This window comes from Halorubrum aquaticum, assembly GCF_900113615.1.
Classification (GTDB): Archaea; Halobacteriota; Halobacteria; order Halobacteriales; family Haloferacaceae; genus Halorubrum; species Halorubrum aquaticum.
Window position 1 is genome coordinate 1 of sequence record NZ_FOPZ01000002.1, and the last position, 22086, is coordinate 22086.

General features: G+C 69.0%; 23 protein-coding genes. 9 read left to right on the forward strand and 14 right to left on the reverse strand.

All coding sequences use genetic code 11. From position 1 onward, the window contains the following. Positions 1-390: 390 nt before the first annotated feature. Complete coding sequence (locus F3H10_RS01945) at positions 391-1230, reverse strand: COX15/CtaA family protein (RefSeq protein WP_223174180.1); 840 nt, start codon at positions 1228-1230, stop codon at positions 391-393. A gap of 150 nt (positions 1231-1380) precedes the next feature. Then, on the reverse strand, positions 1381-1836 hold the full coding sequence (locus F3H10_RS01950) for a DUF5814 domain-containing protein (protein ID WP_149783185.1): 456 nt from the start codon (positions 1834-1836) through the stop codon (positions 1381-1383). Positions 1837-1925: 89 nt separating this feature from the next. Between F3H10_RS01950 and F3H10_RS01955 the strand changes: the two genes are divergently transcribed. Next, entirely contained in the window at positions 1926-2534 is a 609-nt protein-coding gene (locus F3H10_RS01955; RefSeq protein WP_149783186.1) for a hypothetical protein, read from the forward strand. A 23-nt stretch (positions 2535-2557) separates the two neighbouring features. On the opposite strand, the gene F3H10_RS01960 is transcribed toward F3H10_RS01955, so the two are convergent. From F3H10_RS01960 to F3H10_RS01970, 3 genes are all read right to left on the reverse strand, one after another. Next, complete coding sequence (locus F3H10_RS01960; protein WP_149783187.1) at positions 2558-4402, reverse strand: SLC13 family permease; 1845 nt, start codon at positions 4400-4402, stop codon at positions 2558-2560. Between the two features lie 125 nt (positions 4403-4527). Beyond that, on the reverse strand, positions 4528-4812 hold the full coding sequence (eif1A, locus tag F3H10_RS01965) for a translation initiation factor eIF-1A (RefSeq protein WP_066417331.1): 285 nt from the start codon (positions 4810-4812) through the stop codon (positions 4528-4530). A 160-nt stretch (positions 4813-4972) separates the two neighbouring features. Further along, a complete protein-coding gene (locus F3H10_RS01970; RefSeq protein WP_394349699.1) occupies positions 4973-5635 on the reverse strand; it encodes an AAA family ATPase in 663 nt (220 codons plus the stop codon). On the opposite strand from F3H10_RS01970, the gene F3H10_RS16425 reads away from it, so the two are divergent. The 5 genes from F3H10_RS16425 to F3H10_RS01990 all read left to right on the forward strand — a co-directional run bounded on the left by F3H10_RS16425 (position 5634) and on the right by F3H10_RS01990 (position 11787). Continuing rightward, on the forward strand, positions 5634-5759 hold the full coding sequence (locus F3H10_RS16425) for a hypothetical protein (protein WP_262488548.1): 126 nt from the start codon (positions 5634-5636) through the stop codon (positions 5757-5759). The genes F3H10_RS01970 and F3H10_RS16425 overlap by 2 nt on opposite strands. A gap of 50 nt (positions 5760-5809) precedes the next feature. After that, a complete protein-coding gene (locus tag F3H10_RS01975) occupies positions 5810-6295 on the forward strand; it encodes an Lrp/AsnC family transcriptional regulator (protein ID WP_149783189.1) in 486 nt (161 codons plus the stop codon). Positions 6296-6485: 190 nt separating this feature from the next. Then, positions 6486-7970, forward strand: coding sequence for a proton-conducting transporter transmembrane domain-containing protein (locus tag F3H10_RS01980; RefSeq protein WP_149783190.1), 1485 nt, complete (start codon positions 6486-6488; stop codon positions 7968-7970). Further along, positions 7960-10446: a DUF2309 domain-containing protein gene (locus F3H10_RS01985; RefSeq protein WP_149783191.1), complete on the forward strand. Its 2487-nt coding sequence runs from the start codon at positions 7960-7962 to the stop codon at positions 10444-10446. Before F3H10_RS01980 ends, F3H10_RS01985 begins: the two co-directional genes overlap by 11 nt. 123 nt (positions 10447-10569) lie before the next feature. Next, positions 10570-11787, forward strand: a complete 1218-nt coding sequence (locus tag F3H10_RS01990; RefSeq protein WP_149783192.1) for an outer membrane protein assembly factor BamB family protein — start codon at positions 10570-10572, stop codon at positions 11785-11787. A gap of 316 nt (positions 11788-12103) precedes the next feature. Here the strand turns inward: F3H10_RS01990 and ndk are convergent, their stop codons facing one another. Genes ndk through rpl7ae form a run of 4 tightly spaced genes read right to left on the reverse strand, consistent with a single transcriptional unit; the run spans position 12104 to position 13369 of the window. Further along, positions 12104-12583 carry a nucleoside-diphosphate kinase gene (ndk, locus tag F3H10_RS01995; RefSeq protein WP_149783193.1) on the reverse strand — a complete coding sequence of 160 codons (480 nt, stop codon included), beginning with the start codon at positions 12581-12583 and terminating at the stop codon, positions 12104-12106. Beyond that, positions 12584-12772 (reverse strand): 50S ribosomal protein L24e, encoded by a 189-nt coding sequence (locus F3H10_RS02000; protein ID WP_066417355.1) that lies wholly within the window; start codon positions 12770-12772, stop codon positions 12584-12586. Positions 12773-12775: 3 nt separating this feature from the next. Next, positions 12776-13000, reverse strand: a complete 225-nt coding sequence (locus tag F3H10_RS02005) for a 30S ribosomal protein S28e (protein WP_112077388.1) — start codon at positions 12998-13000, stop codon at positions 12776-12778. Between the two features lie 6 nt (positions 13001-13006). Continuing rightward, on the reverse strand, positions 13007-13369 hold the full coding sequence (gene rpl7ae, locus F3H10_RS02010) for a 50S ribosomal protein L7Ae (protein WP_149783194.1): 363 nt from the start codon (positions 13367-13369) through the stop codon (positions 13007-13009). 303 nt (positions 13370-13672) lie between these two features. Here rpl7ae and F3H10_RS02015 point away from each other — a divergent pair, with 303 nt between their 5' ends. Next, on the forward strand, positions 13673-15079 hold the full coding sequence (locus F3H10_RS02015) for a bifunctional metallophosphatase/5'-nucleotidase (protein ID WP_149783195.1): 1407 nt from the start codon (positions 13673-13675) through the stop codon (positions 15077-15079). Positions 15080-15312: 233 nt separating this feature from the next. Here the strand turns inward: F3H10_RS02015 and F3H10_RS02020 are convergent, their stop codons facing one another. After that, positions 15313-16206, reverse strand: coding sequence for a tetrahydrofolate dehydrogenase/cyclohydrolase catalytic domain-containing protein (locus F3H10_RS02020; RefSeq protein WP_149783196.1), 894 nt, complete (start codon positions 16204-16206; stop codon positions 15313-15315). A 235-nt stretch (positions 16207-16441) separates the two neighbouring features. Here F3H10_RS02020 and F3H10_RS02025 point away from each other — a divergent pair, with 235 nt between their 5' ends. Beyond that, positions 16442-16777: an AN1-type zinc finger domain-containing protein gene (locus F3H10_RS02025; RefSeq protein WP_149783197.1), complete on the forward strand. Its 336-nt coding sequence runs from the start codon at positions 16442-16444 to the stop codon at positions 16775-16777. Between the two features lie 87 nt (positions 16778-16864). Here the strand turns inward: F3H10_RS02025 and F3H10_RS02030 are convergent, their stop codons facing one another. Both F3H10_RS02030 and F3H10_RS02035 read right to left on the reverse strand, forming a co-directional pair. Then, a complete protein-coding gene (locus tag F3H10_RS02030; protein WP_149783198.1) occupies positions 16865-17635 on the reverse strand; it encodes an aldo/keto reductase in 771 nt (256 codons plus the stop codon). A gap of 76 nt (positions 17636-17711) precedes the next feature. After that, a complete protein-coding gene (locus tag F3H10_RS02035; RefSeq protein WP_149783199.1) occupies positions 17712-18386 on the reverse strand; it encodes an HAD family hydrolase in 675 nt (224 codons plus the stop codon). Positions 18387-18529: 143 nt separating this feature from the next. Here F3H10_RS02035 and F3H10_RS02040 point away from each other — a divergent pair, with 143 nt between their 5' ends. After that, complete coding sequence (locus F3H10_RS02040; protein WP_149783200.1) at positions 18530-19669, forward strand: CBS domain-containing protein; 1140 nt, start codon at positions 18530-18532, stop codon at positions 19667-19669. Positions 19670-19753: 84 nt separating this feature from the next. Here F3H10_RS02040 and radB read toward each other — a convergent pair whose 3' ends face one another. Then, positions 19754-20464 (reverse strand): DNA repair and recombination protein RadB, encoded by a 711-nt coding sequence (radB, locus tag F3H10_RS02045; protein WP_149783201.1) that lies wholly within the window; start codon positions 20462-20464, stop codon positions 19754-19756. A gap of 80 nt (positions 20465-20544) precedes the next feature. Beyond that, positions 20545-21900 (reverse strand): sodium-dependent transporter, encoded by a 1356-nt coding sequence (locus tag F3H10_RS02050; RefSeq protein WP_149783202.1) that lies wholly within the window; start codon positions 21898-21900, stop codon positions 20545-20547. Between the last annotated feature and the right edge of the window lie 186 nt (positions 21901-22086).

Here is a 22086-nt window from a genome sequence, read left to right on the forward strand (position 1 = left end):
GGGCGCGAGGAGCCCGCGAGGGACGCCGCGAACGCTTGAAAAGCGTGAGCGGCGAGGCTGGGGAGGTGTGAGGTGCGGGGCTGTGCGGGGCGGGATGGGACACAAAGGGGCAGTCGCCGGCGGCTCCGCCGCCGGCTGCCAGAGGCGCGGAGCGCCTCGCTGCCACGAGGACGAAGCCCGGCGAAGCAAGCACCGCAGTGAAGGAGCGATAGCGACTGAGTGAGGAGCGCAGCGAGCCGCGCGAGTCCTCGTGGCTGGGGCTTTGGACGTGTTCACCGCGCCAGCAACGACTCCCTTCTCCTCACCTCGATCCCCATCGAAACAACCGTCCTATAAGCAAGCGATCTAGAACAGGTCCCGTGCTGAGGGTTTCGACGGATCCGCCGCGTTCTAGTCGCCGCCGACCGGCGTCGACCGACCGGCCGCGGTGTCGGCCCCACGAAGCACCCACGCCGCGCCCGCGGCGAGCGCGAGCGCGAGCGCGAGCGCGACGAGGTTCGCCCGCTGCCACGTCGCGGTGTACAACACCAGGTCGCGACCGAGAAGCAGGGTGACGACGAGCGCCGCCATCGACCCGGTCGCGAGCCGGCGAACCGTCCGCGCCGTCGAGGACCCGAGCCCGGACACCGCCCCCTCCTTCGCCTCGGTCGCGACGACGAGGGTCGCGACGAGCCCGAGGTGAGCGCTCAAGCCGGCGATATAGAAGGCGGCCTGCCCGCCCGGCGAGTACGTCAGGAGCGGTACCGCCCGCGAGAAGACGGCGCTCGCGAGGATCCCGCCGACCGCGACGCCGAGTGCGACCCGGAGGAGGCGGGCGGACCCGGGGCGGTCGCCGCCCCACATCGTCGCCAGCCCGAGCAGCGTGAATATCCCGAGCGCGACGATCAGGTGGGCGGCGTGCGTCGACACGGTGTACCCGCCGGGGACGAGCCCGCCGATCGTGACCGTGATCGCGCCGACCGCGATCTGGACCGGGAGGATCACGACCGCCAGCGTCGCCGCGATCCGGGTCCGTCGGTCGAGCGATCCGAGCCAGCTCCACCCGGCCACGCCGAGTATCAGGAAGCCGGTGACCATGGCCCACACGCGGTGGAACCACTCGATGAAGTCGGGATTGATCGTCAGCGCGGGGATGAGCTGGTCCGAACAGAGCGGCCACTGGGCCTGACACGCCAGTCCGGACCCCGTCGCCGCGGTGTAGACGCCGAGCGCGAACAGCGTCAGCGTCATCCCCGTCGTCGCCGCCGCGTACCGCCGGAACGTCAGCCACGCGGGCCGAAGACTCATTGCCCGGGATTCGGGCTCGCGCGTACTTAGACCGTTCGACCGGTCCAAGCGGCTGGGAAGGAGTCGGTAGTCACCCCGAGAAGGAGTCGGTAGTCACCCCGAGAGCTGGTCGCGAGCGCGCCGCGCCTTCGCGGACATCTCCTCGTTGCCCTCGACGTCGGCGAGCGTCTCGACGGCCTCCAGCTTCCGGACCGCGTCGTCGAGGAACGACCGCACGTCGCCGGCGTACGCGTACACCATGTAGTCGTCGGTCATCACGTCGACGATCGCGCCGGGACCGAGCCCCTGCGCGCGAAGCTCTAGGACGTACCGGATGAACTTCCGCTCGGCACAGCCGCAGTAGGGGTTCGACTGGCAGTCGCAATCGAGGAAATCCTCGGCGAAATCTAAGATCCGGTCGCGGGTGGTCGAATCGAGCTTCGAGAGCCCGTCGCCGGTGAAGAGCATGTCCAGCGTCGCGCCCGCGAACGCGCCCTTCGGGAGGTTCGTCTCCAGCTGGGAAGCGAGCTGGCGGTGATTCTTCACGTAGATCTTGTCGGTGAACGCCACGGCTTGGGGGGAAGTAGACCGCCCGGGCTCAAAAGGGGCGTGGTCGCCCTGCCGTGCGTTTAAGCGCCCACGACGCCAACGACGGACGAATGGCCGAGCAGCCCTCCGAGGAGGACCGGACGGTCGAGACGGCGGATCCGGCGGTCGGGCCGGCGGACTCGGTGGCCGAGTCCGCGGCTCCCGGCGTCGACGAGGACCTCAAACGCCGGCTCCGGGAGGCGTACCTCAACGACGAGGAGGACGCGCTGGTCGTGACCGCGGTCCGCATGGCGGGCGACGAGGTCGTCGTCGAGACCCGGCCGCCACACGGCGAGACGACCCACGTCGAGCGGTTCGACGCGCCGAGACACGGGTCACTGGAGGAGTGTACGGAGTTCCTCGCGTTCCTCGAGTCCGCGGGCGTCTCGCCGCTCGACCTCGACGACCTCGTGGGCGCTCGCGTGCCCGCGACGTTCGATCCCGAGACCGGATGGCGCGTGAGGCGGGCGTCCGATCGGACCGTCGAGGGCGGCGAGACCGGCGGCGACGCCGCCGCAACGGACGCCGCCGACGCCGACCCGTCCGCCCGGCAGTCCGTCTCGGCGACCCTGACGGCGACCGCCGAGTGGCTCCGCGAGTACCGCGACTGGGTGATAGCGGTACTTCTGGTCGGCGGCGAGTTGCTCTTCATCGCGCTGATCGTCGTCCTGTTCGCCTGAGTCCGCACGACCCTCCGACCGACTCAGATACCCCATATCTCGACGATCCCGAGGGTGGTCACGACCGAGAGCAGGAGTTGGAGCGGCCCGCCGACGCGCAGGAAGTCGGTGAACTCGTAGCCGCCGGGGCCGTACACCATCAGGTTGGTCTGGTAGCCCACCGGCGTCATGAAGGAGGTCGCGGACGCGAAGGTCACCGCGAGCAGGAACGTGAACCCACTGGCGTCGAGCCTCGCCGCCGCGTCGACCGCGATCGGGATCATCAACACGACCGTGGCCACGGGCGTGATCACGTTCGCGAGCAGCCCCGTGACGACGTAGAACAACAGCAACACGGCCACGAGCGGGAGGACGGAGCCGGTCGCGACGAGCCCCTCGGCGATGAGCGCGGCCCCGCCCGTCGCCTCCATCGCCAGCCCGAGCGGGATCACGCCCGCCAGGAGGAAGACGACGTTCCACGAGACCGCGTCGTAGGCGTCCGCCGAGGAGAGACAGCCCGTGACGACCATCGCGAACACCCCGCCGAGCGCGGCGATCACGACCGGGAGGACGTCGAGGGCGGCCAGACCGACCACGGCGACCATGACCGCGACGGCGACGGGCGTCTCCGGCGAGAGCGGGGCGATGTCCTCCGCGTCCTCCTCGTCGAGCCGGTCGAGGGCGTCCTCGCCGATCACGAGGAGGTCGTCGCCGTCGGCGAAGTACTCGACCGACTCGGGCGTGGTCTGGACCAGAAGCAGGTCGCCCGCCTCCAGGGGAACCTCCTCGAGGTCCGTCCGGACCAGCTCGGATCCCCGTCGGATCGCGAGCACGGTCATGCCGTGGAACGCCTCGAGCCGGGATTCCGAGAGGGTCTCGCCGAGGAATCGGGACGTCTCGGGGACCACGGCCTTGCCGAGCCGGTCGCTCGAGTCCGCGTCGGCGAACGTCTCCTCGGTGACCGCGCCGCGGTCGAGCCGGTCGAGCCCGAACCGCCGTCGAAACCGATTCACCGCCGGTCGGGAGCCGTTGAGGACCACCACGTCGCCCGGCTGGATCCGCTGGTCGCTGCCCGCGGCGAGGAAGGTCTCGCCGTTCCGTCGGACCTGAAGCGGAGTCACGGCTCCGTCGGTCCGCTCGTCCATCGCCGCGATCGGGAGCCCGACCGCGGCCGAGTCCGGACCGACGCGGAGCTCGGCGAGGAAGTCCTCGAGCTCGAACTCCTCGACGAGGTCGGCGTCGACCGGGATGCGCGCCGGAGTGAGCCACCGGCCGACGGTCATCAGGTAGGCGAGCCCGACGACGAGGACCACCGCGCCGAGCGCGGTGAACTCGAACATCCCGATCGGGCCCCGGTCGAGTAGCGCGGCGGCGAACTCGCTGGCCAGCAGGTTCGTCGAGGTGCCGATGAGCGTCAGCGTGCCGCCGAGGATCGCCGCGTACGACAGCGGCAGGAGGAGCTTCGAGGGCGAGACGCCGGTCTCTCTCGCGAGGTCCGTGATCATCGGGATGAACACCGCGACGACCGGCGTGTTGTTGACGACGCCCGCGATCGGACCGGTGGTCCCGATCGCCGCCGCCAGCGCGCGCGTCTCGCTGCCGCGAGTGAACCGGGCGAGGTGGACCCCGAGCCGCTGGACCAGTCCCGTCCGCTGGATCCCGGCGCTCAGCATGTACATCGCGACGATGGTGACCGTCGCGGTGTTCGCGAACCCCGAGATGGCACCGCGCGCGTCGACGCCGGTCCAGGGCTCCAAGGCCGCGAGCGCGACGACGATCCCGATCGCGGTGACGTCGTTGGGGATGACCTCCGAGACGAACAACGCCAGCGCGACGCCGATCAACGCGAAGACGACGAGCGCGGACGTCGGAACGCCGGCGAGGACCATGGCCGATCCACTCGGAGGGGCCGTATATCGTTTCGGTCACGCCGAGCGTGGCTACCGCTCGGACCGTCGGACGTAGCTACCGCTCGAACGCCGGCGGCGTGACTTCGAGAAGCGGGCGCGTCGTACTACTCGATGTGGCCTTCACGGCGGAGCTGGTCGGCCTGGTCGTCGGTGTAGCGCCACTCGACGTTGGCCTTCTCGTCCTGCCAGGACCACGGCTCCGCGAGGACGACGTCGCCCTCGTTGATCCACGTACGGTACTTCATTCGGCCGGGGATCCGCCCCAGCCGCTCCTTTCCGTCCACACACCGGAGGCGGACGTGGTTGCCGCCGAGGTGTTCCGTCACGACGGCGAACACTTCGTCATCTGAGGGCATTCGGAGGTTCCGACGCCCGGATTCTTCGCTCACGCCGTCCAGTAGGAGGCACGCCGGTATAAGTGGTGGGAGACGCGGGCCCGCGCGTGCCACGCCGATCGGTGCCACGAACGAAGATCGGTGCCACGAACGAAGATCGATGCCACGAACGAAGCGACCACGGGGACGACGGCGGCCGACTGCCGACGAGGAGTCACCCGAAGACGGCGTCCACCTGGGCGCGCGTCTCCGCCTCGTCGCCGGAGTTGTCGACGACGACCACGTCGCCGCCCGCCTCACGGGCGGAGTCGGTCGCGTCGATCCGATCGAACAGCTCCTTGAAGTGGAGGTGGACGTCGAAGTCGGCATCGCTTATCCCGTCGCGGCGGCGGATCCGCTCCTCGACGACGGACTCCTCGCACTCGACTTTCACGAGCGCGAACCGATCGGCCACGCGATCGGCGGTCTCCCGTGCCGCGGTCCGGAACCGCTCGTCCGCGAACGTGGCGTCGAGGACGATCGACTCCCCGTCGGCCACGCGACCGCGGGCGCGCTCGAGGAGTTCCTCGTACACGGCCTCCGTCTCCTCCTCGGCGTAGGTCGGTTCGGGGAACAGTTCCTTGCGGATCACGTCCGTTCGGAGGACCCGCGCGTCGACGCGCTCGGCCACCCGTTCGGCCACGGTCGTCTTTCCGACGCCCGGCAGCCCGCAGACGACGACGAGATCCCCCGAATCGGGTCCGGCCTGACTCATTCGGGAGAAGGGTCCGTCGAGACGCACATGAACCTTCCCCTCGGTCGGCGTCGCCTCGGTAGTCGTGTCCCTGCGGGACCCGAGCGAAGCCTTCAAACCGCGTCCGAGCGACCGCTCGTCCATGGACGCACTCACCTTCGAGCAGGAGACCGAACACCTCTCGCCGGTCGTCGTGGTCGCGACGATCGCGTTGATCGCCGTCTTCGTCGTCGGACTGGCTTATCAGGCGATCGGCCTCGTGATCTGAGCGGTCGATCGACTGGAACAGTAAAGTGTCCCTCTCCCGGATACGTCGGTATGGCTGGAAGGGAGATAGACGACGTGGACACAGCGATCCTGTACGCGCTCCAGGACGACGCCCGAAACGTCTCGTCCGGCGACATCGCGGAGCGGACCGGTACCTCGGACAGCACCGTCCGTAAACGGATCCACCGTCTCGAATCCGACGGCGTGATCAAGGGATACAGCGCCAACGTGGACTACCAACGGTCGGGGTATCCGCTCCGCATGTTGCTCTACTGTACCGCCTCGATCCCCGAACGCGGCGACCTCATCCCCGACGTTCTGGCGATCGACGGCGTCGTCTCGGTTCAAGAACTGGTCACCGGCGAACAGAACCTCCTCGTGACTGCCGTCGGGGAGACCGACGACGACATCACGTCCGTGGCACAGGAGCTCTTGGACATGGGACTCACCGTCGCCGACGAGGTCCTCGTTCGGACCCACGAGACGACGCCGTTCGGCAGGTTCGACACCGAGGACTACGCCGAAGACGACGCGTGAGCCGGCCGGACCGGACGAAACGACCCGTGCCCCTTCCGAAACCATAACGTTCTATAATGTCCAATTTACGAACGATTTGTGAATATAGATAAGCTTATCAAACGTTCCGTTCTTTCACTGGAGTAGAAACGACCGGAAACGGATTCGAGCACCGGCTCGATCACCGTGACGGGTCGTACCGGACCGAACGATGTCAGGAGACATTTCGACCCCGACGGTTGGACCGCTCCCGGACACGACGGCGGGATCGTCGTCCGTCCCCGCCGTGCTGACGTGGCTCGTGTGGTCGCTTTTCGTCACGAGCGTCGCGGTCCTCGTCGCCCGAGTCCGATTCGATGCTCCGTGGGAGGTCACCGGCGTGGTCAGGATCGACGGCCTGACCGCGCTGATGTGGGTGGTCGTCACGTTCTTCAGCGGTATCGTTCACAGTTACTCCCGCCGTTACATGGCCGGTAGCAACCACGAGACGGACTTCTTCCTCTCCACGTTCGGCTTCACGGTCGCCGTGATGGGGGTCGTGGTCGCCGACCACGTCGCGCTGTTCGTTCTCGCGTGGCTGTCGATGGGACTCGCGATGGCGAGGCTCGTCGGCACCGTGGAGGGATGGCGCCACGCCCGGGCCGCCGCGACCGTCGCCGGGAGGTACTTCCTCGCCAGCAGCGCGCTCCTCGGCGTGGCAGTAACGGTACTGTGGTGGGCGACCGGCGCGACGACGGTCTCCGGTATCGCCGCGGCCGCCGACGAGCTCGGCGGTGCGGCGTGGCTCGTCGCCGCCGTCGCGCTCGTCCTCGCCGCGATGATCCAGTCCGCGCTCGTCCCCTTCCACGGCTGGCTGCTCTCCTCGATGACCGCCCCGACGCCCGCTTCGGCGCTGATGCACGCCGGATTCGTCAACGCGGGCGGCGTCCTGTTGGTCCGTTTCGCACCGGTGGTGACGGTCGATACCGCCCTCATGCTCGGCATCGTCGTCGTCGGCGCGTCGAGCGCCGTGCTCGGAAAGCTGCTCAAGACCGTCCAGTCGGACGTCAAGAGCGAACTGGCCTGCTCGACGGTCGGACAGATGGGCTTCATGATCATGCAGGCCGGCCTCGGATTCTTCGGGGCCGCCGTCACCCACCTCGTGTTACACGGTTTCTACAAGGCGTACCACTTCCTGGGCGCCGGCGGGCGGGTCGAACGGACCGCCCCGGCGAGGAGCGAGCCCCGTGCGACGAACGTCGCGGGGGTCGCCGCCGTCCTCGCGACCGGACTGGCGGGCGGAGCGTTGTTCGCGATCCTCACCGGAAAGGGTACGAGTCTCGACAGCGGGGTGCTGCTCGTGTCGTTCGTCACCCTCACCACGCTCCACGCGGCGCGCACCGCCGTCGGAACCGTCTCGATTCCGGCGGCGGCACGTTACGTCGCGGTTCCGCTGGTCTTCTTCCCGGCAATCGCCGTCTACGCGCTCGTCTACGAGGCCGTCTCGCACGTCCTCTCCGGGCTCCCGGTCGTCGCGGCCCCGACCGAGTTGAGCGTCGTCCACGCGTTCGTCGCCGTCGCCTTCCTCGCGGTCTACGTCGCGGTGGAGACCGGGATACACGAGGACAGCCAGCGCCTCTACGTCGCGCTGTTGAACGCGAGCCAACCGGCTTCCGACACCGTGTTGACCGCCACGGAGGAGTACAATGAGTACTGAACGCGCCGTCGAGAAGGCGGCGACGACCGTGGGGTCGGTCTGGCCGATCCACTCGTTCGTGACGGCCAACCCGCTCGCGGGGTTCGAGGACGTGCCGTTCGGCGAGGCCGTCACCCAGGCTTCGGGCCTCCTGGGCGGCCGCGGCTATCCCACTCCGGAGACGTTTCGGGCGGCCCTCGAACGCGGGCGGATCGATCCCGAAGTGCTCGACGCGGAACTGGCCGACCGCGGCCTGGAGGGTCGTCCCGAGACGCTGCTGGAGCGCATGGACGCGGACGACGGTCAGGAGCGTTCGGATACCGACGCGGAGCGGGTCGATCGCGTGTTGACGAAGTGGCTGTCGGCGTTCCTCGACGAGGGGAAAGCGGAGTGGCCGATGCCGAACCGCGAGGAGGGGTTCTACGGCGCCTTCCGGTCGGTCGTCGGACACGACGGCCGGATCCCCGACGAGGGGGTCGTCGCCGACCTGCCGGAGTCGCCGATCGAGACCATCGAGTCCGTTCTGGAACCGCATCCCGAGAGCCAGTGGGTGCCGGTCTTCGAGGAACAGTTCGCCGCGCTCCCCGGGTGGGTCGGCCTCATCAAGCAGCGCGCGGACGACGACGGCGCGTGGCAGTCGACGTATCCCGTCACGCTCGAGGGGTACCTCGCGGTCCGCCTCGCGCTGCTGGACGCGTTCGGCGTCGACCTCGAGCCGTCGGCCGATCCCGGTGACACCGCTCCCGACACGACCGACGAGCTCTCCGAGGCGTTCCTGAGCGCGTGGGAGGCGACGTATCGGCGGGACGTCGTCGAACGCGTCGCGGCCGAGAGCGAGGCTCTCGCCGAGTCCGACCGGATCGCCGGAGGCGACGCCGATCGCCCGGACGCACAACTCGTCTTCTGTATCGACACGCGTTCGGAGGTCATCCGTCGGCACCTCGAGGCGACCGGGGAGTACGAGACCCACGGCTACGCCGGCTTCTTCGGCGTTCCCATCGAGTATCGGGGGTACGATGCCGAGGTGTCGACCGACGCCTGTCCGCCGATCCTCGACCCGAAACACCGGATCACCGAGACGCCCACGAACGAGGGAACACGGGCGAGCCACGACCGCTGGTCGGGTCTCGGTGAGGCCGCGAGCGAGGTCCTCGAGAGGGTGAAGACCAACCCCGCCACCGCCTTCGGTTTCGTCGAGAGCGCCGGCAGCGGGTACGCGTTGGCGCTCGCGGCCCGCACGCTCGTCCCCGGCCGGGTCTTCGACCTGCTGGACGGCGTCGACGACGCGGTGCCCGACGACGACGAGTTCTGTGAGCCGACCGTCGACCGGCGGCACGCGGACGCCGACGATCCACGCGCCCACGCCGACGATCCGCACGCCAACGTCGACGATCCGCACGCCAACGTCGACGATCCGCACGCCAACGCCGGCGACCTCCCGGTCGGGCTGACCCGCGAGGAGAAGGTCGAGTACGCCGCGACCGCCTTCGAACTGATGGGCTGGGAGACGTTCGGACGCCTCGTCGTCTTCGTCGGCCACGCCAGCGAGACCGCCAACAATCCCTACGGCTCGAGCCTCGACTGCGGGGCCTGCGCCGGAAACCCCGGCGGCCCGAACGCCCGGCTGCTCGCGGCCGTCTGTAACGACGAGGAGGTCACGGCCGGGCTCCGCGACCGCGGGTTCGACGTTCCCGAGGACACCGTCTTCCTCGCCGGCCAGCACAACACCACGACCGACGAGGTGGAACTGTACGACGGGCACGTCCCGGAGAGCCATTCGGACGACCTCGAACGGTTGCGTACGGACCTCGCCACGGCCCGCGAGCACGCGGCCGCCGAGCGCACCGCCTCGATGGGGGCCGACGGTTCGGCGGGCGTCAGGGAGACGGAACGCCGTGCGGCCGACTGGGCGGAGACCCGTCCCGAGTGGGGCCTGGCCGGCAACGCGGGGTTCGTGGTCGGTCCCCGCGACCTGACGAGCGACCTCGATCTCGACGGGCGCGCGTTCCTCCACTCGTACGACTGGTCGACGGATCCCGACGGCGACGCGCTCGAGGCGATCCTCACCGGCCCGATGGTCGTCACCCAGTGGATAAACGCCCAGTACTACTTCTCGACCGTCGACAACGCCGTGTACGGCGGAGGATCGAAGGTCACTCAAAATCCCGTCGGCAACGTCGGCGTCTATCAGGGCAACGGGGGGGACCTGATGTCCGGCCTCCCGCTTCAGTCGCTGATGGCGGCCGACGACGAACCCTACCACCAGCCGCTTCGGCTCTCCACGGTCGTCCACGCACCGGTCGAGCGCGTCACGGACGTGTTAGGCGACCACGAGGAGCTGTCCGAACTGCTCGACAACGACTGGCTCTCGTTGACCGTCGTCGACCCGACGAAGGACCACCGTGCGTTCCACTACGAGGAGGCGCTGGAGTGGACGCCCCTGTCCGGTGGGCCGCGTGGGGAGGCGGCGACCGCCCCCACGGTCGCGGACGACTGATCGGGGCTCCGTCGCCGGCGCCGTGCGAACGCCGCGTCCGGCACGAGGTCGGAAGACGGCTCCGTCCGGGCGCTGCCGGTCGCTTCCGACAGCCGTATGTCGCCGCCGGCCGAACCACGGATAATGGACCGGCGAGTCCTGTTCGCGATCCTGATCCTGTTCGCCGGCGGTGCGACCGGCGTCGGCGTCGCCACGTTCGCGTTCGTCGGCCTCGACGACGCGAACGCCGAAGCGACGGTCGTCTGGGAGTCGGAACCCGCCGCGGGCGACGACGGCACCGGAGCCGCGACCGTCGACGTCGACGGGGAGACGAGAGTCGTCCAGCCGACCGTCGAGGACGGCGACCGCGCCGTCCGCGCGGTGACCCCGGGCGCGGGCCGGGCGTGGACGACGCGGATATCGGGGGACACCGACGATCCGGTCGGCGTGAGCCGCCTCGCGACCGGCACGCTCGCCGGCGACCCGGTGGTCGCGTTGACGACCGCGCCGGGGCGGCTGGTCGTGTTGAACGCCGAGGACGGCCACGAGCGGTTCGCCGTCGACCTCGACGGCCCCGGCGGCGTCGTCCCGGCGATCGGCGATCCGGCCGGCGACGGCACGAACCTCGTGGTCGCGGCCGCGACTGACGGGTCCGTTCTCGCGGTCGACGCCGCCGGCGACCCGGCGTTCGAGGCGTCGGTGGGCGGTCGGGTCGAGCGTCGACCGCTCGTCGTCGCCCCCGATCCCGACCCCGACGGGTATGACGGCGCGATACCCGGCGGCGTCGCGGTGTCAACGGCGGGGACGGACCCCGGAACCGTCCACCTCCTCGACGGGTCGGGCGAGGAACGCTGGAGGACGACGCCGACGGTGACGACGGTCGGCTGGAACATCGCGGAGACGCGCCGCGGTCCCGTTCTGACGCTCGGCGGGTCGAACGGGAACCTCGAGGCGCTGGAGGTCGCCGACGGCTCCTCGCGGTACGAGGTCCCGCTTCAGGACCGGCCCGTCGCCGTGGGCGGCGTCGACGGCGGACAGGTCCTCGTCGGCGGCGTCGGAAGCATCTGGGCGGTCAACTTACTCGACGGCGAGGTCGTCTGGAAACAGCAGTACGGCGGGCAGACGCGAGTGAACGCGCCGGCCGTCGGAGAGGTGACCGGCGACGACACGCCGGAGTCGGTCGCGGTGAACCGTGAGGGCGAGGTGCTCGGACTGACTCGCAACGGCGAGGTGGTCACCCGCGGGAGCGTTCCGGAGACGGTCGTGTACGCGGGCCCCCGGTTCGCCGACGCGGACGACGACGGGACCGACGAGGTCCTCGTCGTCGACCAGGACGGCGTCGTTCGGGCGCTGTCGACGTAGCGGCACTCGACGAGCCACGCGTGCCGACACCCGGCGGATCACACATGCCGACACCCGGCGGATATCGCGTGCCGACGTTCGGTGAGCCGTGGCGTCCACGGGGAGTCCATTTATACCAGACTTGGATCGGAGAATCGAGTGACTGAAGCGGGATGTCGGTCCGTTTTCACCGGAAACGAGGTGTGTCAACGAAGCGGCCGCTATGCGGTCGTCGTCGGGGTGCTCCGACGGGAGAACCGGTGAGGTCGGCCGTCAGGAGGGCGTCGAATTCCGGGGAGTCGAATGTTCCGGGACTTCGAGATCGGGGTCGTCGGCCTCAGTGGTCCTCGTCCTCGTACACCCACGCGGCGGTGTCGAGGGCGTACTCGACGAGCTCGTCGTCGTCGAAGAACAGGTCGATCTCGCGTTCGTTCGCGCCCTCGTCCTCGTGGTCCGACGCGTGGATCACGTTGTGACCGAGGTCGAGCCCGAAGTCGCCGCGGATCGTACCGGGGGCGGACTCGGCGGGGTCGGTCTCGCCGACCATCGCGCGGACCTGCCGGGTCGCGTCCGCGCCCTCCCACACCATCGCGAAGACGGGGCCGGAGGTGATGAACTCGACGAGGCCGTCGAAGAAGGGCTTGTCCTCGTGTTCGCCGTAGTGTTCGTGGGCGAGGTCCTCGTCGATCCGCATGAACTTGCCGCCGACGAGCTTCAGTCCGCGCTCCTCGAATCGGGAGACGATCTCGCCGATGAGTCCGCGCTGGACGCCGTCGGGTTTGACCATCACGAAGGTGCGCTCGTCGTGGTGGCTCATCTACTCGCCTCCCTCGTTGCGGCCTTCCTCGGTCCACTCGAGGTCGCGCGCCTCGCGGCCGAGGAAGTAGTTCTTCTCCGCCTTCGAGTCGACGAAGTGGAGGATCTGTCCGTTCGTCTTCACGAACATCGTGCCCGTGCCGGGCTCGATCTCCTCGCCGGTGTAATCACAGGTGCGTGTCTCGACCATGGGTTATCGTCCTCCGATGGCGTCGGCATCGCGCTGGGTCTCGCGCAACTGGAGCACGTCGCCCAGTCGGACGGGACCCAGGACGTTTCGCGTGATGATCCGTCCCTGGTTCGATCCCTCCTGGATGCGGCACTTGACCTGCATGGCCTCGCCGTGCATCCCGGTCTTGCCGACGACCTCGATCACCTCGGCGGTGGTCGAATCGCCGGGTCCCTCTTCTGCGCTCATGGGTGGTTATCGGAGCTCCGCGACCTTCTCGCCGATGTCCTCGATGTCGGCGGCGGCGTCGCCGGCCTCGACGACCGCGGCGGCGGCGGAGCCGACCTCGAGGCCCGCGGCGTGGCCGACCTCGTCCTGGGTGTCGACGAAGACGACCGGGATCCCCTTCTCCTCGGCGAGCTCGGGGAGGTGCATCACGATCTCCTCGGGCGAGACGTCCTCGGCGACGAGGACGAGCTTCGCGTTGCCGCGCTCGACGGACTTGGTGGTCTCGTTCGTTCCCTTCTTTACGGTACCGGTGTCTCGGGCGACCTCGAACGCCTCGAGCGATCGCTCGGCGAGGTCGGCCGGGGTGTCGTAGTCTACGTAAACTGGCATGTGTTGTTCACCTATGTCCTCCGTGTGGGCTCGCGTGTCCGTCCCGTGGTCGGTCCCTATCGGAACGGCACATCATCGACCCCACAGAGGGTGTACTCCGGGATACTCTTGGACAGCATAAAAGCGCTTTCAAAGCGCTCGGGCGGCGTGCGAGGGCGTGACGGGGGGATCCACCGGATCGCTCCGGCCGCTCCGGCCGCTTCGGCCGCCCCGGTCGCCCGCGACCCGCTCGCGATGCGATCCGCTTGCGATCGTTTCGCTTGCGATCGTTTTTGTTCGCGCCCGCCCGAGGGTCGCCCACGCATGGCTCGTCTCCTCCACTACTCCGACATCGAGAACGTCTTCGACGTCCCCGAGCGCGCGGCCCGGCTGGCCGGCCGCATTCGCCACCTCGACGGCCCCGACGCCGCGGTCGTCGCCACCGGCGACACCACCGCGCCGGGCGTCCTCTCGCTGGTCGCGAAGGGTCGCCAGACGATCGACTTCTACGCCGCCACCGACACCCTCCTCGACACCTTCGGCAACCACGAGTTCGACTACGGTCCCGACGCCCTCCGCGGGCTCGTCGACGACGCGCCCGTCGAGTTCGTCTCCGCGAACGTCCGAGACGAGGACGGCGACCCCTTCGGCCGGCGGGAGGGCGTCGTCCCGTGGACGACCCGCGCGGTCGACGGCGCGACCGTGGGGTTCGTGGGGGTCACCGACCCCGCGACCGACTCGCTGAACCCGATGGCCGCGCCGCTCTCGTTCGACGACCCGGTCGCGGCCGCCCGGGAGGCGCTCGACGACCTGGAACGAGAGGGGCCCGGGGTCGACCACCGAGTCGTCCTCTCGCATCTCGGCGGCGGCGACGACGACCTCGCCCGCGAGCTCGACGTGGACGCGGTGCTGGGGGGCCACGTCCACAGCCGGCGGAACGAGCGCGTCGACGGGACCCTTCTCGTCCGGCCGGGCGTGAACGGCGAGGCCGTCGCCGAGGTCGACCTCGGCGACCCGGCCGATCCCGACGACCGGGCCACGGCGACGCTCCACGAGCCGGACGGGGCCGCCCCGCACGCGGGCCTCGAGAGCGCGCTCGCCGAGCGGATGGGCGCGGCCGACCTCGGCGAGGTCGTCGACCGCGTCGCGGACCCGATCGAGCGGACCGGCGCGGTCGTCCACGGCGGGGAGTGCCGCGTCGGCAACTTCGTCGCCGACGCGTTCCGCTGGGCGCACGACGCCGACGTGGGGCTCTCGAACGCGGGCGGGCTCCGGCAGGGCGACCCCTGGGCGGGCGACGTGACGAAGGCCGACCTCATCAGCCTCATCCCCTTCGAGGAGCCGGTCGTGCTCACCGACGTGGGCGGCGAGGAGCTTCGGGGCGTCCTCCGGGAGATGGCCGCGCCCGACGTCGACTTCGGCGAGGACGACTGGTGGCACGGCCACGTCTCGAACGCCCGGGTCGTCTGGGACGCCGAAAGCGAGGAGATCGTGGAGGTGACCGTCGGCGGCGAGCCGATCGATCCCGATGCCCGGTACACCGTCGCCACCTCCGAGTACCTGCTCCACTCCGATCACGAGTACCCGACGCTCGAGGAGCGCCACCGGATCGGCGAGGCCGACATCCAGTACGAGGTGCTCGCCGACTTCGCCCGCGAGCGCGGGATCGACCCCGAGATCGAGGGACGGATCGAGATCCGGAACCGGGCCGCGGCCGACGGGAGCCGGTGAGGAACGACGGCGATCGACACTGAAGTCGATCGATACTGATCCGTGAGTGCGGTGGCGCGCGCCTCCGAGCACCCACGGGGTGCGAGTAGGGAGGGACCGAAGGTCCCTCTGACAGCCGGCGGCTCTGCCGCCGAGGCTGGGGAGGCGTGAGGTGCGGGGCAGTGCGGGGTAGTGCGGGGCTGTGCGGTTCGATTGCGATGGGACGCGGAGGGGCAGCCGTGACGCCCCGAATCCTACTCCAGATCGATCGCCACGTCGTGCTGGCGGCTCGCCGCCTTCACGGTGTTGTACAGGAGCATCGCGCGGGTCATCGGCCCGACGCCGCCGGGGACGGGCGTGATCGCGCCGGCGACCTCCCTCGCCGACTCGTAGTCGACGTCGCCGACCAGTTCGTACCCCTTCTCCGTGTCCCTCTCGACGCGATTGATCCCCACGTCGATCACGGTCGCGCCCTCCTTCAGCATCGAGCCGTCGACGAACTCCGGAATCCCCGCGGCGGCGATCACGATGTCTGCCGCGGCGAGTCTCCCCTCCAGGTCCTCGGTACGGGAGTGACAGACCGTCGTGGTGGCGTTGCCCTGTGGGGCCTTCTGGATCAGGAGGTTCGCCATCGGCTTGCCCACGATGTCGGAGCGGCCGACGACGACCGCGTCGGCCCCCTCGGTCTCGACGTCGTAAGCGGCGAGCAGCTTCTGGACGCCGTGGGGCGTACAGGGCTTGTAACGGGCGTCGCCCGCGACGAGCCGGCCGACGTTCTCGGGGTGGAAGCCGTCCACGTCCTTCTCGGGGTCGATCCGCCGGAGCACCTCGCGCTTCTCGACGTGGTCGGGCACGGGGAGTTGGACCAGGATCCCGTGGACGTCCCCGCGGGCGTTGAGGTCGTCGATGGTCCCGAACAGCTCCGCGGCGGGGGCGTCGGCGTCGACGTCGACGTGGATCCCCTCGATGCCGACCTCCTCGCAGTCACGCTGTTTCATCGAGACGTACGTCTCGCTGGCGGGGTCGTCGCTCATCAGCACGGTCGCCAGCCCGGGGGTCACGCCCGCGTCCGCGAGCGTCTCCACGCAGCCGGCCACGTCGGATCGAACGTCGGCCGCCACCGCCTCGCCGTCGATGACCTCGGTCATACCCGAACGGGGTACCGGGAGGCGTAAAAGCTGCCCGGGATCGTGTCGATCAAGTCGAGTAGTAGTGGTGAAGTATACACGAACGCGGATCTGTTCTGCCGCTCGCTCGTCGGATCCGCCTGCCGCCGATCTCTCGGACAGACAACGGTATGAGCGTATGAGGCAACTCATCGGTCCGGCGAAACGGACCTGCTTCTCGCCATAGAGTTATGACGCAGCGCTATCACGGGCACCCATGAACTGCGAGGTGTGTGGGGAGACTGATTCGATGTCCTACACCTGTTCTCGCTGCGGAGAGACATATTGCGTCAGTCATCGACTACCCGAGTCTCACGAGTGTATCGGCCTCGCCGTGGAGAAAGCCCAGCGGGAGGCGATTCGAGCCGAAGGTGGAGAGATCCCTTGGTACGAGGACGAAAGTGAACAACCTCTAAGCGAGGGCCGTGAATCAGCAAACCAAAACAGCCAGTCTGAGCTCTGGCCAAACACGATTCTCCTCGTCCTCGTTACCCTCCTCGCTGTACTCGGCCTCGGTTACCTCGCGCTGGGCTTTCTCGGCGGTGTCCTGTAGGATCCTACGCTGCTGACTCGGTCTCGACAGTGCGTTCGACATTGACCGCGTCCGACTCTCCACCAGTCGTCGGATCCGTCTGCGGCCTCACTCCGGATACAGCTCCTCCTCGCGGTCGACGGCGTCGATCGCGGCGATCTCCTCGGGATCGAGTTCGATCTCGGCGGCCGCGAGGTTCGCCCGGAGGTGCCGCTCCGTCGATGCCTTCGGGATCGTCACCACCGGCTCCTTCGCGGTCGCCCACGCGATCGCGACCGCCTCGGGCGTCGTTCCGTGGTTCTCCGCGACTTCGACGACGGCGTCGACCTCGCCGGCCTTCCCGCCCGCGAGCGGCGAGTACGCGACCACGGGATAGCCGTGCTCGCGGGCGTGTTCGAGGAGTTCGGGCCGGTGATACAGCGGGTGAAGCTCGGTCTGGTGGGCGGCGATCGGCGCGTCGAGGACCTCGCGGGCGCGGTCGAGGTCGTCGACCTCGAAGTTCGAGACGCCGACCGCGCCGACGACTCCGGCATCGACGAGCCGATCCAGCGCGGGAAGCGTCGCCTCCGGGTCGTACGCGCCGCGGGGCCGGTGGACGTACAGGAGATCGATCCGGTCGACGCCGAGGAGTTCGGCGCTCTCGCGGGCGGTTGGCCCCACGTCGTCGCCGGCGAGCGCGTCGATCCAGAGCTTCGTCGCGACCGTGACGTCCGCGCGCTCGACGTCGCTCGCGGCGAGCCCCTCGCCGACGACGGCCTCGTTGCCGTAGATACGGGCGGTGTCGAGGTGGCGGTAGCCGACCTCGAGCGCGGTCGCGATCGGTTCGGGCTCCTCGATGCCCATCGTTCCCAGTCCCACCGGCGGGAGGTTCGGGTCCATGTCCCGACTCACGGCCGCCGATCCATAAACGTCGGAGTCACGGCTTCGACGACGGGGACGACGTCGCGACGTCCGGTCACGGCGAGTCGATCGGGGACCGACCGCAGAGGCTCACGAGGTCGTGGAGGTCGTCGATCTCGTAGGTCGGCTGCGCGGAGAGTTCGAAGGTGCGGCGATGGGGGCGACGAATGAACGCCGAGTCGATCCCGGCGTTGTCGGCCGCGATCACGTCCGACTCGTTGTCGCCGACGAACAGCGCGGTCGACGCGTCGAGGTCGGCGAGCGCCCGCTCGAGGTAGTACGGGGAGGGCTTCTTCCGCGAGAGGCTGGCGATCGAGGGCTCGCGGCCGTAGACGACGTCGAATCTGTCCGAGAGCCCGAAGTGCGCGAGGAGGTCGTCGACGGTCGCCTGCTGGTTCGAGGAGACGATCCCGAGCGCGGCGTCGAGGTGCAAGAGCGCGTCGACGTCCTCGTAGGGCGTCTTTCGGCCGGCCCGCGAGGCGGCGACCTGTGCGTCGGACGCGGTCTCGTCGCGGACGCGCCAGAACTCGGCCGGGTCGATCCCGTAGCGCTCACAGATGTCGGAGAGCGTCGCGGGGTCGACGCCGACCGCGACGTCGTCGACGTGCGCGAGGTCGGGGTCGGCCACGCCCAGCCGCTCGAACGCCTCCCAGGCGGCCTCCCGGAGGGTGTCGAACGGTGTCCGGCCGACGATCACCCCGTCGTGATCGAGAACGACGGCGTCGTACACGTCGCGTTCTCGGGGAGTAACGGGCAAAAACCTTTCAGTGGGGCGTTCGGCGGGTCCGAGCTCCGTGGTTCTGTCGGGCTCCCACCCGTCGCGATGACCCCTGTACTTTCAATACCCGGCGCGTCCAACGTTCCGGTTGGACCATGAACATCGCTGATATCGCAGTGCCGGAGTACGTCGAGGTCGACGCCGACGAGCGGCTCGCCAAGGTCCGATCCATCTTCGAGCGTGAGAACCCGAAGGGGATAGTCGTCACCGAGGACGGCGAGTACGCGGGAGTCGTCGGCGAGAAACAGCTGCTGCGCTCGCGGATGGAGGACGACACGAAGGTCTCCGCCGTCGTCAAGCCCGCCCCCTCGGTGAAGCGGACGGAGGACGTCCGCGAGACCGCCCGCCTCCTCGTCGAGGGCGACGTGAAGATCGCGCCCGTCTACGAGGGCGAGAAGCTCTACGGCATCGTGACCGTCGACCAGATCCTCGAGGCCGTCTTGGAGAGCCTCGACGCGATCACGGTCGATCAGATCGTCACGACCGACGTGATCGGCATCAACGAGAAGGACAGCGTCGGGCGAGCGATAAACCGGCTCCGAGAGAACGGCATCTCCAGGCTCCCGGTGCTCGACGACGACGGGATGCTCGCCGGCGTCGTCACCACGAACGACATCGTCGAGTTCGTCGTCCGCGACCAGGAACGGCAGGGAAGCGGCGACCGCGCCGGCGACATCGACCGGATGCTCGATCTCCCCGTCTACGACATCATGTCGAGTCCGGTCGTGACCGCGACCGCCGACGAGACCGCGAAGGAGGCGGTCTCCCGCATGTTCGACAACGACGTCTCGGGGCTGGTCGTCACCCCCGAGGACGTCGACGCGGTCGCGGGAATCGTCACCAAGACCGACGTGTTGCGCGCGCTCACGTTCACCGAGGAGGACTCGCTCGACGTCCAGATCACCAACGTCGATCTGCTCGACCGGACCTCGCGTGAACACGTCGTCGAGTCGATCGAGAGCGTCGCGGACAAGTACGCCCAGATGCAGGTGATGCACGCGCACGTTCGGCTCCACCAGCACAAGGAGAAGCTCCGTGGCACCCCACTCATCCAGTGTCAGATCCGCCTCCGGACGGACCAGGGACAGGTCGGCGGTTCCGGGGAAGGGTACGGAGCCGAACACGCCTTCCACGTGGCGCTCGACAAGCTGGAGCGGAACGTCCTCGAGATCAAGGGCGTCAACGCCGACGAGGAGTACCGCGGCCAGCTGCTCCGGAAGCTCGGCGAGCTCTAAGCGTTCTCGAGACCGCGTCGACCCGACGTTCCGGCACGCTCGCTTTTTCGTTCGTCTCCCGTCGTCGCCCGAGTTCCTCCGTCCCTACTCGCCGTTCGCGCCGGCCACCAACCCGTCCTCGACGATCCGGAACGTCGCGGAGTCGCCGGCGGGTTTCGAGCGGTGTTTCTCCAGGGTCGCACGGCGGTTCCCGCCGCGGAAGCGGTCGACGCGGAGGATCGCGCCGGTCCAGTGGTTGAGGGTGTTGCCGCCGAGCGCGCGGTCGCGGTCGCTCTCGGGGTCGGTGAACACCTGGTTCGTGATCACCACCGCGACGTCGTGTCGCCGCGCCAGCGAGAGGAGGTGTGTCACCTGCTTCGCGACCTTCCGAAGCGACTGACCGCCCTCGACGTCGTCGGCGCGCTCGAGCCGGTAGAAGCCGGTCGCGGAGTCCAACACGATCAGCTCCACCTCCCCGGCGAGTTCCTCGGCGTCGCGGACGGCCTCGCGCTGGCCCTCGAAGTCGTACGCCTCCGTGATCACCAGCCGCGAGGCCAGCTCCTCGACGTCCTCGTCGACCTCCGGGCGGTCGACGCGGGCGCTCGCCATCTGTTCGAACCGGTCGATCGAGAGCCCCTCGGTGTCGATGAAAAGCGACCGGTCGCCGGCGGCCGCGACCTCGATGGCCGCGGCGAGCGCGAGGTTGGTCTTGCCCGCGGCGGGCGGGCCGTACACCTGCGTGACGACCCCGCGTTCGAACCCGCCGCCGAGCAGGTCGTCGACCGGCTCACAGCCGGTCGGGATCGGATCGCTCACTAGCGGACGTTCAGGCCCGTTCGCCTTTAAGGAGTCGGTACGGCGAGACGGGTCGACTCACCGCAGCAGCCGCTCTCGCCTCACCGCGCCGCCAGCCACTCGGCGAAACCGCCGGTCAGGAAGTCGGCGTAGTCGACGACCCCCAGATACAGCGAGACGAGGACGACGATCGCGATCGGGATCCGGATGATCCAGACCCAGGCGGTCCCGAGTCCGCCGAGGCTGCCGATCCCCTTCTCGAGTTCGTTGCGGGCGACGTCGGGGATCACCCAGCCGACGAACAGCGCGAGCAGCAGCGAGCCTAACACGAGCAGGACCCCGCCGGCCAGATTGTCGTACAACCCGAGGAAGATCAGGTCGATCGTCACCGGGACGCCGAGCAGGAAGACGGCAACGCCGATCCCGGCCGACGCGGGAACGCGGGCGACGTCGAACTCGTCTATCAGGTACGAGACGAGCACTTCGAGGATGCTGATAGCCGAGGAGAGCGCCGCGATCCCGACCATCGCGAAGAACACGACCCCGATGATTCGACCGCCGGGGATCCCGGAGAACGCCGACGTGAGGCTCACGAAGATCGCGCTGGGACCGGGGCCGCCGGGCTCGATCCCGGCCGCGAAGAGGAACGGGAAGACGACGAAGCCGACGATCACGGCGATGAGCGTGTCGAGCGCGGCGATGATGCCCGCGTCCGCCGCGAGGTTCCGGTCCTCGCCGAGGTAGGAGGCGTAGGTGATCATCACGCCCATCCCGAGCGAGAGCGTGAAGAAGGCCTGTCCGGCGGCGGCCGGCAGGATGCTCGTCCAGTTCGCGGCGAGGTAGCCGAAGTCCGGCGTGAGGTAGTACGCGTACGCCGCTCCCGAGGCATCCAGCGTGAACGCGTACGCCGCGAGCCCGACGAGCAGCACGATGATCGCCGGCACCATCACCTTCACCGCGACCTCGATGCCCCGCCGTACGCCGGCGGCGATGATCCCGATGACGAGCGCCATGAACACGGCGTGGAACAGGAGGGAGTCGAGTCCGGTGGTGACCGAGCCGTACAGCGCGTTCGCCTCCTCGGCCCCAGCGAGCGCGTACCCGTCGGTGACCCCGATGAGGGTGTACCGGAGGAACCAGCCGGCGACGACGCTGTAGTACGAGAGGGTGACGAAGCCGGTGACGACGAACAGCCAGCCGAGGTAGTTCCACGCTCCGCTCCCGAGTTCGCGTATCGCGCCGACGGGGTTGAGGTTGGTGTACCGGCCGATCACGAACTCGACGAGGATCGCCGGGAAACCGATCAGCGCGACGAAGAGCAGGTAGAGGAGCAGGAACGCCCCGCCGCCCTCCTGTCCGGTGATGAAGGGGAACCGCCAGATGTTCCCGAGCCCCACCGCGCTCCCGACCGCCGCCAGGATGAATCCCATTCGTGTCGCCCACGTCTCGCGTGCCATCGTTGTCGGACGGACCCGGTTGGGAACCAAAAGGGTGTCTTTCCGACGCCGAGATCCGCCGGTAAAACTGGATGAACGATCGTTTTCGATCGGTTCTCGGCGCCCCGGCGTGACCACGGCAACGTCCGAACGGAAGGACGCCGATCGGGTCCCGTCGGCGACCGTGAATTTAAAGCCGTGAGGTCG